At 62.4% G+C, this 15,116-nt stretch carries 13 protein-coding genes; 4 read left to right on the plus strand and 9 right to left on the minus strand.

Features of this window, described 5'->3' with window-relative positions:
- Nucleotides 1-133: 133 nt before the first annotated feature.
- Complete coding sequence (locus NJD74_RS13345) at nt 134-1,039, minus strand: aspartyl/asparaginyl beta-hydroxylase domain-containing protein (protein WP_070472400.1); 906 nt, start codon at nt 1,037-1,039, stop codon at nt 134-136.
- 475 nt (nt 1,040-1,514) lie between these two features.
- Between NJD74_RS13345 and NJD74_RS13350 the strand changes: the two genes are divergently transcribed.
- Complete coding sequence (locus tag NJD74_RS13350) at nt 1,515-2,168, plus strand: RIO1 family regulatory kinase/ATPase (RefSeq protein ID WP_070426140.1); 654 nt, start codon at nt 1,515-1,517, stop codon at nt 2,166-2,168.
- Between the two features lie 30 nt (nt 2,169-2,198).
- Here NJD74_RS13350 and NJD74_RS13355 read toward each other — a convergent pair whose 3' ends face one another.
- Entirely contained in the window at nt 2,199-2,537 is a 339-nt protein-coding gene (locus tag NJD74_RS13355; RefSeq protein ID WP_070472404.1) for a P-II family nitrogen regulator, read from the minus strand.
- Between the two features lie 126 nt (nt 2,538-2,663).
- Between NJD74_RS13355 and NJD74_RS13360 the strand changes: the two genes are divergently transcribed.
- Nucleotides 2,664-2,927 carry an accessory factor UbiK family protein gene (locus NJD74_RS13360; RefSeq protein WP_019185256.1) on the plus strand — a complete coding sequence of 88 codons (264 nt, stop codon included), beginning with the start codon at nt 2,664-2,666 and terminating at the stop codon, nt 2,925-2,927.
- A gap of 22 nt (nt 2,928-2,949) precedes the next feature.
- On the opposite strand, the gene yidA is transcribed toward NJD74_RS13360, so the two are convergent.
- Nucleotides 2,950-3,789: a sugar-phosphatase gene (gene yidA / locus NJD74_RS13365; protein WP_319624326.1), complete on the minus strand. Its 840-nt coding sequence runs from the start codon at nt 3,787-3,789 to the stop codon at nt 2,950-2,952.
- A 158-nt stretch (nt 3,790-3,947) separates the two neighbouring features.
- Between yidA and NJD74_RS13370 the strand changes: the two genes are divergently transcribed.
- Complete coding sequence (locus tag NJD74_RS13370) at nt 3,948-5,450, plus strand: YifB family Mg chelatase-like AAA ATPase (RefSeq protein WP_319624327.1); 1,503 nt, start codon at nt 3,948-3,950, stop codon at nt 5,448-5,450.
- Nucleotides 5,451-5,546: 96 nt separating this feature from the next.
- On the opposite strand, the gene NJD74_RS13375 is transcribed toward NJD74_RS13370, so the two are convergent.
- From NJD74_RS13375 to lanKC, 5 genes are read right to left on the minus strand one after another with little or no spacing between them, the layout of a single operon-like run.
- Nucleotides 5,547-6,242, minus strand: coding sequence for an ABC transporter ATP-binding protein (locus tag NJD74_RS13375; RefSeq protein ID WP_102788637.1), 696 nt, complete (start codon nt 6,240-6,242; stop codon nt 5,547-5,549).
- Between the two features lie 50 nt (nt 6,243-6,292).
- The gene (locus tag NJD74_RS13380) at nt 6,293-7,507 is read right to left on the minus strand and encodes an FtsX-like permease family protein (protein ID WP_102788638.1); all 1,215 of its coding nucleotides are present in this window, start codon (nt 7,505-7,507) and stop codon (nt 6,293-6,295) included.
- Between the two features lie 11 nt (nt 7,508-7,518).
- On the minus strand, nt 7,519-8,838 hold the full coding sequence (locus tag NJD74_RS13385) for an ABC transporter permease (RefSeq protein WP_167390343.1): 1,320 nt from the start codon (nt 8,836-8,838) through the stop codon (nt 7,519-7,521).
- A complete protein-coding gene (locus NJD74_RS13390) occupies nt 8,838-10,544 on the minus strand; it encodes an ABC transporter ATP-binding protein (RefSeq protein WP_319624328.1) in 1,707 nt (568 codons plus the stop codon). Before NJD74_RS13390 ends, NJD74_RS13385 begins: the two co-directional genes overlap by 1 nt.
- On the minus strand, nt 10,516-13,224 hold the full coding sequence (lanKC, locus tag NJD74_RS13395; RefSeq protein WP_102788641.1) for a class III lanthionine synthetase LanKC: 2,709 nt from the start codon (nt 13,222-13,224) through the stop codon (nt 10,516-10,518). Before lanKC ends, NJD74_RS13390 begins: the two co-directional genes overlap by 29 nt.
- 780 nt (nt 13,225-14,004) lie before the next feature.
- Between lanKC and NJD74_RS13400 the strand changes: the two genes are divergently transcribed.
- Nucleotides 14,005-14,676, plus strand: a complete 672-nt coding sequence (locus tag NJD74_RS13400) for a VOC family protein (RefSeq protein WP_319624378.1) — start codon at nt 14,005-14,007, stop codon at nt 14,674-14,676.
- Between the two features lie 64 nt (nt 14,677-14,740).
- Here NJD74_RS13400 and NJD74_RS13405 read toward each other — a convergent pair whose 3' ends face one another.
- Complete coding sequence (locus tag NJD74_RS13405) at nt 14,741-14,884, minus strand: hypothetical protein (protein WP_319624329.1); 144 nt, start codon at nt 14,882-14,884, stop codon at nt 14,741-14,743.
- Between the last annotated feature and the right edge of the window lie 232 nt (nt 14,885-15,116).

The raw sequence follows: 15,116 nt of genomic DNA on the forward strand, positions 1-15,116 counted from the left end.
GGCGTGCCGACCAACGGTCGGCACCTACCGGTTCGCCAACAAGAAACCCGCGCTGGCAGCAGCGCGGGTTTTTTGTTGTTCCGTCACCGGGTAGTGCCGGCCGCTGGCCGGCAACCCCCTGAACCCCAAGGCCTCAGATCGCCCAGATCCCAGCAATCACCGCCACCACCAGGCCCCACTTGATCACCTGGTAGGCCACCACGCTGCGCTCGCGCAGCGCCTTGGCCTTCAGCCGCACCTTGTAGACGCTGCCGAAGGCCTTGTTAACGCCACCGGTCGGGTCACCCGGCAGGTTTGGCGAGGCGCCACCGGCCAGCAGCGTGGACGCCACCGCGCGGTTGAACAGGCCCGGCAGGCCGAAGCGCAGCGGGCGGGCGATGTCGCAGAACAGGATCACGCGGTCGTCCGGCGTCTCGTTGTGCGCGTGGTGGATGTAGGTCTCATCGAACATCATCCACTCGCCATCACGCCAGCTCTTCTTGATGCCATCCACCACGATGTAGCAGCCATCGTCGTTCGGCGTGGCCAGGCCCAGGTGCAGACGCAGCGAGCCGGCGAAGGGATCGCGGTGCGGGCGCAGTTCGCTGCCCGAGGGCAGCTGGGCGAACATCGCCGCACGCACGTCCGGCAGCGATTCCAGCAGCGCGGTGGTCTTCGGGCACAGCGCCTTGGCCGAGGGGTGCGAGGGGCCGTACCACTTCAGATAGAAGCGCTTCCAGCCGCGACGGAAGAACGAGTTGAAGCCGGCATCGTTGAACGTGCTGGACGCAGCGATCTTGTCCGCGTCGCGCAGGGCCAGCGCTTCGTCGCGGATCATCTGCCAGTTCTGGCGCAGCGGCTCGAGCTGCGGGAATTCCTTGCCCGGGTCCAGGAAGGGCGTGGTCGGCACCTTCGAGAACGCATACATGATCACGTTGATCGGGGCCATGAAGCTTGAGTGGTCCAGCAGCTGGCGCGACCAGCGCGCGCGCACCTTGCCGCGGTAATGGATGTACAGCACGCAGGCGATGAACAGCCCTGCCAGCACGATCTTGATCATCAGTCTTCCTCCGGCACAGCCGGACCCGAAATGGTGGGGGCGATGCACGGAAGTGACCGGCACCGATACGGCGGCAGAGGGCGGGGACGTGCCGGAGAGGGGCGGCCGCCGATGTCGCGAACAACAGCATATGGTCCGCAGCGCCTGCGTCGCGGTCAAGCACAGGCTGGGCGATGTTCAGCGCCGGGTGACCCATGCAACCGCCTGCTGCGTTGGACGCACGGAAGCGTTGCCTGCCCCGCACTCCCCGGTGATCGCTGGCAACCCGCTGATATAGAACGAAATTATTCCAAACGATACAAGATTGTCCGCTTCAGCGTGACGAACTGTTCCACGCCGGGCGACGACATTTCTCCGACATCATCTGGATTCGTGTACTGGCGAGTACTAAAATTAACGAAATCTTTAGTTCCCACCATAAGCAGCACCGGTACGCCTGACGCATTGCGCCGACCGCCGGGTCGCACAGACCCCTATGAACACAATTGTTGCCTCGTGTGTCGATGACACCGCCCCCGCCGAGCTGCTCAAGCGCGGCGAACGCCTCCTGGAACCCGACGTCTACCGGACCTGCCTCAATGGCCAGCCGGCCGTGGTCAAGGATTACACCCGCTATCGCGGCACCCCGCTGTCGCCGATCGCCCGCCTCTTGGTCCGCCGCGAGGCGCGCATCCTGCAGCGCCTGAGCGGCTGGAAGCACGCGCCGGCCCTGCTCGGCACCATCGGTGGCCTCGCCCTGGGCATGGAGTTCATTCCCGGCCAGACCCTGAGCGCGGCCCAGTCGGTCGGCATCGAGGTCTTCGAGCAGCTGCAGTACGCGCTCACCCGCCTGCATGCCGCCGGCATCACCCACAACGATCTGCATGGCACCAACGTGATGGTCAGCGGTGGCGTGCCGGTGCTGGTGGATTTCACCTCGGCCTGGCGCAGCCCGCGCTGGCTGCCGGTGCACCCGGTCTCGCGCCAGCTGCGCCGCAGCGACATGAAGAATCTGCTGAAGATGCGCCAGCGCCTGACCGGCGAGCGCCCCAGCGCCTCCGAGGCGGCCCAGGTGGCCGACCCGCGCTGGGTGGCCGGCGTGCGCGTGGCCTGGAAGCGCTTCTACCGCTGGTTCAAGGGCCACGCCTGACAGCGGGCGGCCTGGGAATGCCGGCGCGCGTTACAGCGCGTCGGCGTCCAGCTCACCGGTGCGGATGCGCACCACGCTGCCCAGGTCGTACACGAACACCTTGCCGTCGCCGATCTTGCCGGTGCCGGCGGCTTTGACGATGGCTTCCACCACCTCCTCGACCTGGTTGTCGACGACGGCCACTTCGATCTTCACCTTGGGCAGGAAATCGACCACGTACTCCGCCCCGCGGTAGAGCTCGGTGTGGCCTTTCTGCCGCCCGAAGCCCTTGACCTCGGTGACCGTGATCCCGGTGACGCCGCGCTCGGCCAGCGCTTCGCGCACGTCGTCCAGCTTGAAGGGCTTGACCACCGCCATGACCATCTTCATCCGTCTGCACTCCTGTCTCTCAGGCTGCGAGGATAACGCCTGTCCGCCGGTGAACGCGATGCGCGCGGTCCGTGCCGCCGGCAGCGTGGCGGCTTATCCTTGGCGCATACCCCGCGGAGCCGCAGCATGATCGACCTCAACCACCTCGATGACCTCGCCCGCCGCCTGAGCGACATGGTCCCCCCGGGCCTGCGCCAGTCGCGCGAAGAACTGCAGGCCACCTTCAAGACCGCGCTGCAGGCTGGGCTGGGCAAGCTGGACCTGGTGACCCGCGAGGAATTCGACGTGCAGCGCGCCGTGCTGCTGCGCACCCGCGAGAAGCTGGAGGCGCTGGAGAAGACGGTGGCCGAGCTGGAAGCACGTGGCGGATCGGCTGCGCCGCGCGAGTAAGCCGGGCTTGCGCTGACGCGCGTCAGGCGTCCTGCAGCACGAACCGCTCGATCGCCAGCGCCACGCCGTCCTCGGCGTTGGTGGCGGTCTCGAAGCGCGCCGTCTGCTTGACCGCCGGAATCGCGTTGCCCATGGCGACGCTGGTCCCGGCGAACTGCAGCATGGTCAGGTCGTTCTCCTGGTCGCCCACGGCCATCACGTTGGCCCGGTCCACGCCCAGATGCGCGGCCAGCTTCTCCAGGCTCGGCCCCTTCCCCGCCCGGTGATCAAACACTTCCAGGAAGAACGGCGCGCTCTTGAGCACCGCGAAGCGGTCGGTCAGCTCCGAGGGCAGGCGCTGGATGGCGGCATCCAGCACGGCCGGTTCGTCGATCATCATCAGTTTGATGAACTGCATGGCCGGGTCCATATCCGCCACCCGGCGATATGACAGTGGCACGTTCGACAGGTGCGAATCGGCCACGGTGTAGTGGCTGATGTCCTGGTTGGGCGTGTACATGCGGCGGCCATCGAGCGCCTGGAAGTGGATACCGAGTTCACGTGAGATCCGCTCACAGAACACGAAGTCCTCGAAACTCAGCGGAAACTCGATGACGCGCTGGCCGCTGCCGATGTTCTGGACCACGGCGCCATTGCAGGCGATGCAATAGTCCTGCTCGCTCTCGATCCCCAACTGCTGCAGGAACGGCGCCATCCCCGACACCGGACGGCCGCTGGCCAGCACCACCTGGACGCCCTGCGCGCGGGCGCGGGCGATGGCCTGCATCACCCGGGGCGTGAGCGTGTGGGACGGATCAAGCAGGGTCCCGTCCATATCGATGGCGACCAGTTCGATCGGGCCGGAGCGGTGGTGCATATCCATGGTGTTCGACGGCGTGGAGCGTGGGGGCATCCAGTCTAGCGGCAGTGCCGGGTATGGTGGCGGTGCTTGCCTACCCCGTGGCGCGGCAAGCGCTGATGGATGGGTTATCCATGTGCTGCCATTGTGTTCGGCATGCCGCAGACCCCGGAAACAACCGCATGAGCCTCGCGCTGGTGCACAGCCGTGCCCGCGCCGGTGTAAAAGCCCCCGCCGTGCGCATCGAGGTATTCCTGTCCGGCGGGTTGCCGCACACCCAGATCGTCGGGCTGCCCGCTGCGGCCGTGCGGGAATCGCGCGACCGCGTGCGCGCCGCGCTGATCTGCGCGCGGTTCGAGTTTCCGCAGCGGCGGATCACCATCAATCTGGCTCCCGCTGATCTGCCCAAGGAGGGTGGCCGATTCGATCTGGCGATCGCGCTCGGCATCCTCGCCGCCAGTGGCCAGATCGATGCGCAATCCCTGGACAAGTACGAATTCCTGGGCGAACTGGCCCTCACCGGCGAGCTGCGCGGTGTCGACGGTGTCCTGCCTGCCGCGATCGCTGCCGCGCGGGACGGCCGGAGCCTGATCGTGGCTGCCGCCAACAGTGAAGAGGCGGCGTTGGCCCAGCATGCCGACGTACGCATCGCCCGCACTCTGCTGGAAGTCTGCAGCGCCCTTGAAAGCGGCACGCTGCCACCGGCTGTGGCCGCCGCCACGGTGCCGGTCAGCATTCCCGACCTGCGCGATGTGCGCGGGCAGCTGCAGGCGCGCCGGGCGCTGGAAGTGGCCGCCGCCGGCGGGCATCACCTGTTGCTGCTTGGCACGCCGGGCTGCGGCAAGACGCTGCTGGCGTCGCGTCTGCCCGGCATCCTGCCCGGGGCCAGCGAGCTCGAGGCCCTGGAAGCGGCGACCATTGCCTCATGCAGCGGTCAGGGCATTGATGCGGGGCGCTGGCGGCAGCGGCCGTATAGGGCGCCGCACCATACCGCCAGCGCGGTGGCGCTGATCGGCGGCGGCTCGCATCCCAGGCCAGGCGAGATCTCGTTGGCACACAACGGGGTGCTGTTTCTGGATGAGCTGCCCGAATGGAGCCGGCACGCGCTCGAGGTCATGCGCGAGCCGATCGAATCCGGGGTGGCCGTGGTCAGCCGCGCGGCAAGGACGGAGCGCTTTCCCGCGCGGTTTCAGCTGGTTGCGGCGATGAACCCCTGCCCGTGCGGCTGGGCGGGCGATCGCAGTGGCCGCTGCCTCTGCAGCGAAGAGGTGATCCAGCGTTACCGGGGGCGGGTTTCCGGGCCCTTGATGGACCGCATCGACCTGCATGTCGAGGTGCCGCGGCTGGACCCGCGCGAGCTGCGCGATGACGCGCCGCTGGGCGAAGACAGCGCGAGTGTTCGCGCCCGGGTGGTGGCCGCGCGGGACGTGCAGCTGCTGCGCAGCGGAAAGGCCAATGCCCAGCTGCTGCCGTTCGAGCTGAGCGCGCATTGCCGGTTGTCGCGGGAGGATCAGCAACTGCTGGAGGACGCCGTGGAGCGACTGCAGCTGTCAGCGCGCTCGATGCATCGCATTCTGCGGGTGGCGCGGACGTTGGCGGATCTGGGGCATGCCCAAGACATCGAGACCGCGCATGTGGCGGAGGCGATCGGGTATCGGCAGTTGGATCGGGGTGGGGGGACGTGATGCGGCACAAGCCGGCGAAGTCCGAGCCATCAGCTTGCCGGTAGCCGGCAAAGCCGTCAGGCGGCTAAGCGGCTAAGCGGCTAAGCGGCTAAGCGGCTAAGCGGCCACAAGATTCACATCGAGCCTGAATCTGTCACTGAGGGTACCGTCCACGAAGTGCACGTTTCTGGTCGCCTTCAGGGCGAGATCAGGATCATGGGTGACCATGATGATTGTGGCGCCGCCAGCGTTGATCTCCTGCAGCAGCTCCATGACAGTTCCCGCCATCTCGGCGTCCAGATTGCCTGTTGGCTCATCCGCCAGCAGGAGCCGCGGGCGGCCAGCCAACGCTCGCGCGATGGCTGCGCGCTGCTGCTGTCCACCAGACAGTGCTCGCGGAAAGTGATGCATCCGGGAGCCGAGGCCGACACGCTGCAGTACGCGGATGATTCTTTCAGTGCGCTCTTTCACGCCGAGTCCGCGATACCTCAAGGGCACATCGACATTGTCGTAGAGTGTCAGATCAGGGATCAGATTAAAGCCCTGGAAGATGAAACCAACCTTTTCATTCCTGATCCGACTTCGATTGCCGTCACTGAGTGTGGACACATCCCGGCCATCGAGCGTGTACGTACCCGTCGTCACACCCTCCAAAAGACCAGCAATGTTGAGCAATGTGGACTTGCCAGAGCCCGAGGGACCGGTGACAGCGAGGAACTCCCCTTCGCCTACGTGAAGGTCAACCTCCCTCAAGGCATGCGTTCGCACCTGTTCGACCTGAAAGACCTTGCTCAATCCCTGCATTCTCAACATCTTCCACCTCGCGCTTTAGGGAGACGCCTTTCAGGCGCCCTTAGATCAATTCAGAACGACCGGATCGCCTGAACAGGCGTGATCATCGATGCCTTCAGCGCCGGCGCAAGTACTGCGAACTGGCCGAGTATCCATAGCGCCGCGGCGCCAAGTGGCAAGTACATCGCGGGCAGCCGGGGCAATTCATAGAAGCGCATCAGCGCCAGATTCAGTCCGTAGGCCAGCACCAGGCCTGCGGCGACGCCGACGCTCACGATCATGAAATTTTCGATCTGGAAGTAGCGAAGCACGTCCCATCGTGTTGCTCCCAATGCGCGGCGGATACCGATCTGCTTGCGGCGCTGCTCCACCCAGTAGCTCGCCAACCCGCCGATGCCGAGTGCAGTAGCACCGAGGAGCGCGGCGATGACGCCCGCCAGAAGTCCCATCATCACCGTTGCATCATGGAAGAACTCTGTACGGAGCTCACTCAACGTTCGACTGGCGGATTGATCGAAGACCACATCAGGGGCGGCAGATGACACCACCCTTGCTACTTGGCCAAATACCCGCGGGAGATCGTCGGGCATTGCTCGAACGATGTAACGTCCTGCAAGGTATGGCCCAGGACTTGCTGGCACGAAGAGGGACCAATCATTTCCCAAGGCCTCGCCGCCGCCGGGTTGCGAGATGATGAGATGCTCGACGACGCCGATGACAGTGAATCGCGTATCCAACGCCCACAGGCTCCGCCCCACGGCGCTCTGGCCGGGCCAATAGCGCTCCGCCAATTGTTGGGTGATCAGCACGGGCGCATTCGAAGGGACGTACTGCGCAACAGGTGTGTACTCCGCCGGCTCTGGCATCCTGCCCGCGACAAGCCTCAAGCTCAACGCCTGGAGCGCAGCGGAGTCTCCCAGGTAGAAATCCAGCACGCCACCAGGTTGCTCCAGCGCCTCGTCGGTGCTCACGCCGGCCCGGATTCCCGGCTCTCCAAAAGGCACAGCGCTTATCACCCCCACCGACTCGACACCGGGAATCGCCCTGAGGGCACTCATCACACGGGCATTGATGTCATTGGCGTTGTCCGAGCTGAAACCAGAGAGTTGAACGACACCAAGCGCAGACTCCTGGATCCCGCTGTCCAGATTCAGTGCCCGACGTCTTTCCATAAACATGAAGATTGCATTGCAGAGCACTGCGCATGCCAGTGCAATCTCCGCTGCTATCAGAAACGTGGCCAATCGATGCTTTCGCAGGGCGGCGACGATGATTCCCACTTGCATGATGGACTCCGCTATAGCAGCTTCAATTGGGCCACTGGCTGGATCGAGCTGGCCCGGTAGGCCGGAAGGGCACCGGCCAGCAAACTGCTCACCAAAGACAGGACAAACGTAGCGATGAACATGGTGACGTCCAGGCGTATCAGGTCTGCGTATGCCACCGGCTGGATGCGGATCGCCCATAAGGCGAACAGAGTCAGAAGCAGGCCAGCGACCCCACCAATGATGCCAATGACCCCCGCCTCCACAAGGCACTGCGTAAACACCGCTGTCCTGCTCGCTCCCAACGCCCGCCGCAGTCCAATCTCCCCGCCATGCCTCATGAACTTGGCCAGCAACAGGCCCACGACATTCGCCAAGCAGATGATGAGAAAAGCGAATGACAGAACGGCCTGAACCTTCACATCACTGGGTACGACGCGATTGAAGTCCAGCCACTCCATCAGCGATGGCATACGAGTGTTCTGGTCATGCGCAATACGACCCAGGCGCTTCTGCTCGCTGGCATAGTTGGCGAGATAGCGACGGTAATTTGCGACCTTCTCCCGACTGCCAAGCTCCACCCATACACCGACCGCCACGCACGGTGACCCCTGCAGGACGCCGGTGCGCTCTGGGGCGGCCCAGCACGTAAAGGGCTGGAAGTCCCCTTCGTTTATCTCAAGGCTCGCTGACATCGGGAGAAGGACATCATCGGCTGCGCCATAGAATCCCGAGGTCTTGCCACCAGAGAAGCGCCCCCCTCGGATTTTGTAAAACAGGGGCGCAGGGCGCCATGGCTTGAGTACGCCTATTACTTGCAGCTTCGCATCTTTGACCGTGAGGGTCTGACCGACGCTGTCACGACCTCCAAACAGTTGCCGATTCAGGCGATCGGATATGACAACTACCCGGCTGCGCCGCCCATCGTCCTCCTGCGTCCACGCTCGCCCGTACTGAATCGGCACCTCGAACATCGGGAAAAAGTCGGCTGTGGTCGAGGTCGAAGACACCATCAATGGAACGGTACCGGCCAGATCTGATCGTACTTTCACCGGGCTCGACACGACCATCGTCTGCCTGTCGGCCTGGCTGGACGACCACAGATCGTGGGCAGTCCGGTAATCCAGTACGTCATACGGCTCGCGTCCTCTGGAAGCAGGGTTCACATCGACCTGAGGGTAGAAGATGCGGGCACTCTTTCCCGGAAGTGGATCGCCCGACAGCAGTCGCATGACGGTCAGCGTAGCCATGCAGGCACCAATACCGACGGCGATCGCCAGAACCATCAATCCGGTGACGACCTTGCTTCTCGCTGCATTGTGCAGAGCGACCTTGACGTAGTAGAAAATCATCATGAAGCATTTCCGTGGTTCGCCACCAAGGTTCTCTGTCTTCCTGACGTCGCCCGCGGTTGGTCGGGGCTGAACACACTTGGTGAGGGCTGCTCCGGCGACCCAAGGTGGTGACATTCGTCGAAGAGGTCTCGGAACCGGCTGCCGCCATGCATGATCATCACTAGGGTTCCGCCTTCGGTCCATGCCATGATCTCTCGCATCGCGACGTCCTGAGCGCTGGTATCCAAGTTTGCAAGGGGCTCATCCAGCACATAAAGATCCGCTGCTTTGCTCAGCACCATGGCCAATGCGAGCTTCTGCTGCTGCCCGGCTGACAGCTGGTCGGGATAGGCCGTTAGGATTTCCGGACAGTCCAGGCTAAAGGACTGGAGCAGGCGCTGCTCGACGTCAAGCTGTCCAACCCTCAGCGGTGGAAATGCAAGTGGCAGCGTAGCTGCACTGATCCGGGAAGGAAGCAAAACGCGCCCCTGCGTCGGGTACAGGCATCTTGCCAGAATGTTGGCAAACGTTGTCTTCCCGGATCCGTTGTCGCCCGTGATAAGAACGCGGCGCCCGGCCTTCCAGGCCACCGATACATCCCGCAGCACGTCGGCCGCGTTGTAGGAGAAGCCAACATCCATGGCGATCACGCCGTCGCAGACGTCGAAATCAGGCGTCTCGTGACCATGAAGGAATTGGGTGATCCGATGAACGGTTGCGCCATGGCTCTGGAGCTCGGCCCAGTGCTTGAAGATCGCGATCAATGTCGTCGCGGCCCGCCAGAATGAATTAATGAAGGCAATGAATGAGCCGAACGTCATCTTTCTCTGAAGGACGAACAACGCGCCAACAAAGATCGAGCAGACATCCGACAGCACCATGGTCAGGTCACTGGCACCCTGCAGGGTGCGGACGGCCTTGAATCGCGTGTAGCCGGTATCAAGCAACACGCCCATACCGTTATCGAATTCCTTGACCGTCTTGTTCACAAGCCCAAAGCCGCAAACCATCTTGATGCTTCCAACGGCCTTGGTCAGCACACCGAGCACGTCGGCTTCATTTTCACGCTCGGTCGATGTCAGGTGGCGGATTCTGTTGCCGACAGACAAGCTCACGACTGTCGCCACGGGAATGATGACAACCAGCACGGCAAATGCTTGCCAGGAGATGAGAATCAATGCGGAGACCAGGGCCAGCAACATGGAGATCTTCGTCGCAAGCACTCGCACCAACGCAAGCATCGGTACCAACCCATCCTTTACATCCGCTCGTATGCGCGATACGTAGTGCCCGACCCCATTGCGGAGGAAACGACGGTAGTTTTCGGTGTAGAACGCTCCAAGCAGATCCGCACTGATTCGCCTCACGATCCTGTTATCCAGGCGTTGCTGCCACAACGAGGTGGCGTAGGCGCCGGCATTCAGGGATATGCCAAGCACCAGATAGCCGAGCACCAAAATAATCACCCTTTCAACTTCGCCGCTGGACGACGCATGATCAAGAATTGCCTTGATCAGCAAGGGGTGAATCAGGCCTTCGGCAGCGCCGATCAGCACACCTGCAGCAGTCACGCCGATGTATTCACGTCGATCGCCGCCCAACAGCCGAGCGAAGTCTCTCACGCTAGTCTTGGCAGTGGAGGCAGCCTGCACTCCTTGTCCTCGGGCTGCGAATTTCATTGCGCTCTCCTCGCGATCACGCAGACGCTTGGACAGCGTGCGCACCAATGCGCTTCAGCAGTGGCCCGTCCATGACATCCAAGCAGAAGTCATCGCCATCGGGAGCACTGAGCCTCTGGATGGCGCGTATGACCCCGGCCATTCCAGTTGCATAATCACACGATATGCGGAAGAGGTTCTCTCCAGGCACCGCCGCCATGTCGTCGTCCCCGAAAACATAGAGATCGGTAAGGCCTTGGTAGGCACGCTGGGCCATTTCCAGATACTTCGGATTTCCGGAGTACACGTGGGCATCAACCAGCGTGTCGATGAGGCCAGCCAAGCCATACATGAGGCCTGCGAAGCCGGCGTACTTTCTGTGCAGATCTAGTACGAGCTTATCCACCGTCTCCCAAAGTCCGTACCGGATGGCCACCTTGACGATGCCGGCGGTGCCTTGCTCAATGTAATGCTCATAAGTCGTGATCCCTGCTGGAGCAGCGGCAAATGTCGTCACCCCTGCCTCCAGCTCATGGCCATGAGCGAGGTCGTAGCACAGGGCAGCCTTGCCCAGAGTTCGCCAGCGCTGGTCCCCGGCGGCCTGTGACAGCCGAAGGAAGAAAAGAGCGATACCGGATTGTCCATAGCCAAAGCCAATTCGGACGACTCCATCGTCTTCCCAATACAGCCCGTCGTTGCTCCGAAGCGCGGAGGACTCGAGCTGTGCCGCGAGCTCCAGGGCCAGGTCAAGATAGCGATGGTGACCAGAGACCACGTAGGCGGCCAAATCGGCCAAACCCAAGCCCGCCATCCCGTAGTACAGCGAAGGATGTGTGATTTTCTGCGCACTCCTGTTGGCTTGGTCCACAAAGCTGAGGCCAGTGGCGGCCTCTCCCATTGCCAGGTGCGCCCAACCGATCCCCGCGAGGCCGGTAAGGAAGCCCGGTGCCGCATTCTGGCTGTTCAGGCTCGAGACCTCGGCGAGATGCCGATCCCATGCAGCTTGGGGCACCTCCACTCCGGCACGGATGAGCGCGTAGATCACCCCTGATGACCCAAAACCAAGGCTGCTACCGTTGGTCGCCAGCGCGAATGGATCGCACGGGAAGAGCGTGTGATTCGGGTCGAGGCGATAATTGACCTGGATGAAGGCGGCCAGCCTCTTCAGCACGCTGTCAGCGGGAAGGCGTTTACCAGCTCTGGAGGCATAGGGCTGGCGAATGCTCACCGGCTGCAGCAGCCGTTCCTCCGCCTCTTTCAGGCTGACCTTGCCTCGTGCGAGGTCACGGATGACCCCCATGACGGGCGTGTCCTCCCAGCCGATATCCCACACAATCTCAGGCAGCACTGTATCGAATAGATCATCTCTGATGTAGGCCATGGCGACGATCGGGAACATGGCGTACATCATGATGGCAGCCACGGCATAGTTGTCATCTTCGTAGCTGCTGATCCTTGCCCGGCTCTTAAGCTTGCTCCGGAATCCAGGTGTGTGGATGTCCTCTGACTCTCCGAGCTCGGGTCGAAACGCGGCCTCAAGATCGATCAGGCGGACTGCCAGACTGTCCTTGGCAACAAGGATATTGGGAGGAGACAAGTCACCGATCACCATGCCCGCCCCATGAGCTAGATCAACTGCACGCACGAGGTTGACGAAGATGTCCCTGTACATCGCGTAGAACGCATCACTGTCCGCCAGCGTCGGGCGTACTTTCATCAATGGAGAGAACTGCAGCATGACCTGACGCATGTCATGGGCATCGACGTACTCTTCGACCATGTAGAGGTTTTCCCAGTCCCAGAACATATCGAGGACCGCTGGCGCGATACCCAAGGAACTCAGGATGCTCAGGTTCTCCATCTCGCGCTTGAGACGGGTAGTCGCATCCCCGCCGTTCTCGTAAAGCTCGACATGAGGACGTGCCTCCTTGATGACCACCTGTCGGCCGGTAGCGCGCTCGACCGACAGATAGACACCTCCCGTGTTGGAGAAGCCCAGCGCGCTTTCGACGAGATATCGTCCCCCATTGAGGGATCGGTCGTCAGTTTCATCCTCATCACTCGGGAACGGATCCTGAGCCCACGGCGGACTCTCGAAGTATGGGTTCCGGCGGTCAGGCATGTGCTCTCCCGATGGCCCCACTAGCATCGGTATCCGCTTACCCATGATGTCCAGGTGGCTCACCTGGATGATGCCGCCATAGCGGTAGTACAGGCAGCGGCTGTCCTTGTAGCGTCTGTCGGACAGAATGTAGGAGCCGGTCCGGGCGCCAAGCGCCTGGTAAAGCGCCTCGATCACCTGGATGAATTCGCCCTCCGTGTGCGGATAGACGGTGATGAACTTTCCGGACCCTCCCCGGGGCCATCGCTTGGATGTCATCATCCTCATCGTCCGGCAATCGTTCGCGAACTTGAACTGGACATCCTGCTCCAGCAACAGCGCCGCAGCGTCAGCCAGCATGGCGCGGCAATTGCCCTCGATCGCCGACAGGTGAATCTTCCACCCTTGGATGGGAAGAGAGCGCACCTGAGCATCGCCACCAGGCGTCACGTGCGACCAAACATTCTTCCGGCGAATTTCCCAACCACGCCCATGCGCTGCCAGTAGTGGTCGCACGATTGCGGCGAGCTCATCGCCCGGCGTGTAATGGTCGTAATCCGGCTCATAGAAGCGATCATCGCTATTGATGAAGGTGATCTTGTCTACGTGCCGAAGTTCCCGCAGTGTCAGATTTTCAGATGCCATGGCGCGCGCTCCTTGAATGGGCTCGGCGCTTGACCCGTGTATTGAGCCAAGCGGTGTCCAACACTGTTGCGGGAAGGACATCGGGCAGCGGTCCCCTCTCCGGCTGGATACGCCGGCTAGCGATCCTGAGACGCATGTCGCAGGTAGGACGCCGGGGTGAGAGCTCCTCCTCTCACCTTGCCCACCGTCAGGCAGGATCTCCAGCTTGGAAGCCGATCACTGAAGGTCTGAATCGTGGGTGCGTTCCACACCCACGATTATTCACATCAGTCACAGGCGGTGGTTAACGATCCACGCTCCCGGCGCCGCAGCAGGTGTGCGTCGAGCTACCCGAGCTGTTTCCCATCGTGCCGGTATTGGTGTCCAAGGCTAGGCGCTGCAGATTGAGTACGCGATTCATGAGATATCTCCTTATTATGAAACGAAGAATCCGATCTGACTTGATTGTGTATCGAATCAGTCGGTGACACTGCGCACTGGCATTTCAGTTGCGCAGATAGATGGGCATTACGAAACAGCAACAACCGTAATGGACCGTGTAGCGCCGCGGACTGCGGACTGCGGATTGCGGTTGATTTTCCTGCCGATAAACGTCCGCGAAGGGGCGAAGGCGTTGACGAATATTCAACGCCTTTCGTAGCCAAGCGAGTAGCCGGTCTTCTCCGCGTAATGAAGTAGGAAATGCCCTTGTAACGGCGTCCATGTGATCAGATCAACGCATAGCGCGCGCCCCGGTTATCCAGCAGAATGTCGACGTATCTACGCGAGGCCTCCCGCACCATGCGCATCCATCAGATCGATCTCCCTGTGGCCGATGTCGCCGCCACCGTGGCGTACTTCCGCGATGAACTTCAGCTGCGGGTCGAGGGCTCGGCCGTGCGCATCGGCTGGAGCACCCTGCAGTTGCAACCCGCAGGATCGAACCCGGTCGGCGGTGTGCACCTGGCGTTCAACGTGCCCGCCAATCGCTTCGAGGCGGCCACCGACTGGCTCAAAGCACGCGCCACCCTGCAGCGCGATCTGAAAGGCCATGACCACTTCACGTTCGATGGCCGCTGGGATTCGGAATCGATCTATTTCACCGGGCCGGACGGCCTGATCCTGGAATTGATCGCGCGGCGACGCTTGCCTGCGGGCGAGTGCCAGGGCGGGTTCCACGGCAGCGAGATGACCTGCATCAGCGAGGTCGGCCTACCCGCTGAACACGTCGGTGAAGTGCAGGCAAACGCACAGAACGCCTTCGGGCTGGCGCCGCTGTCACAGCCCACGCCGCACTTCGCACCACTCGGCGATGACGAAGGCCTGTTGATCGTGGTCGATGCCACCCGCCGCTGGTTCCCCGAGCAGAAGGTGCTGCCCAATGCGCGCGGCATCCGCGTGGTGCTGCATGACGTGGTGCCGGGCGCGGTGGTTGAAGACGCGGCACTGGGCTGGCACCTGCGCTCGGCCTGAGCAGGCCCGGACGAACGAAGCCCCGCCGGAGCGGGGCTTCAGTTCACACAACAGCCAGCTGGGCTCACTCTTCCTCGTCCTGCTGGCCGCCCTGCTGCTGGTTCTGGTTGCGCTGCTGCTGTTCCTGCTGCTGTTGCTGCTGCTGGCCGCGACCACCTTCCTGCTGCTCACCGCGCTGATTCGGGCTCTGCTGGTTCTGCTGAGCCATCTCGGTTCTCCGGTTGCCGCAAACGGAATGTCGCGGTCCGGGCCATCCTCTGCAGCGCGAGGTTAACGACGTATGGGGGTTTGTATACGAATTCGTCAACGTCCCCACGCCAGCCTTTTCTGCAGTTATAAACCCCATGTCGCAGTAAGCGTTGACCCGCATATGAACGGTTCGAATTCCCTTATTCCGCTTCCCACAGAATGCCTCGTCGTGCGACTGAACAGGGCATCGC

Source organism: Stenotrophomonas sp. RG-453, assembly GCF_033843685.1.
Taxonomy (GTDB): Bacteria; Pseudomonadota; Gammaproteobacteria; order Xanthomonadales; family Xanthomonadaceae; genus Stenotrophomonas; species Stenotrophomonas bentonitica_A.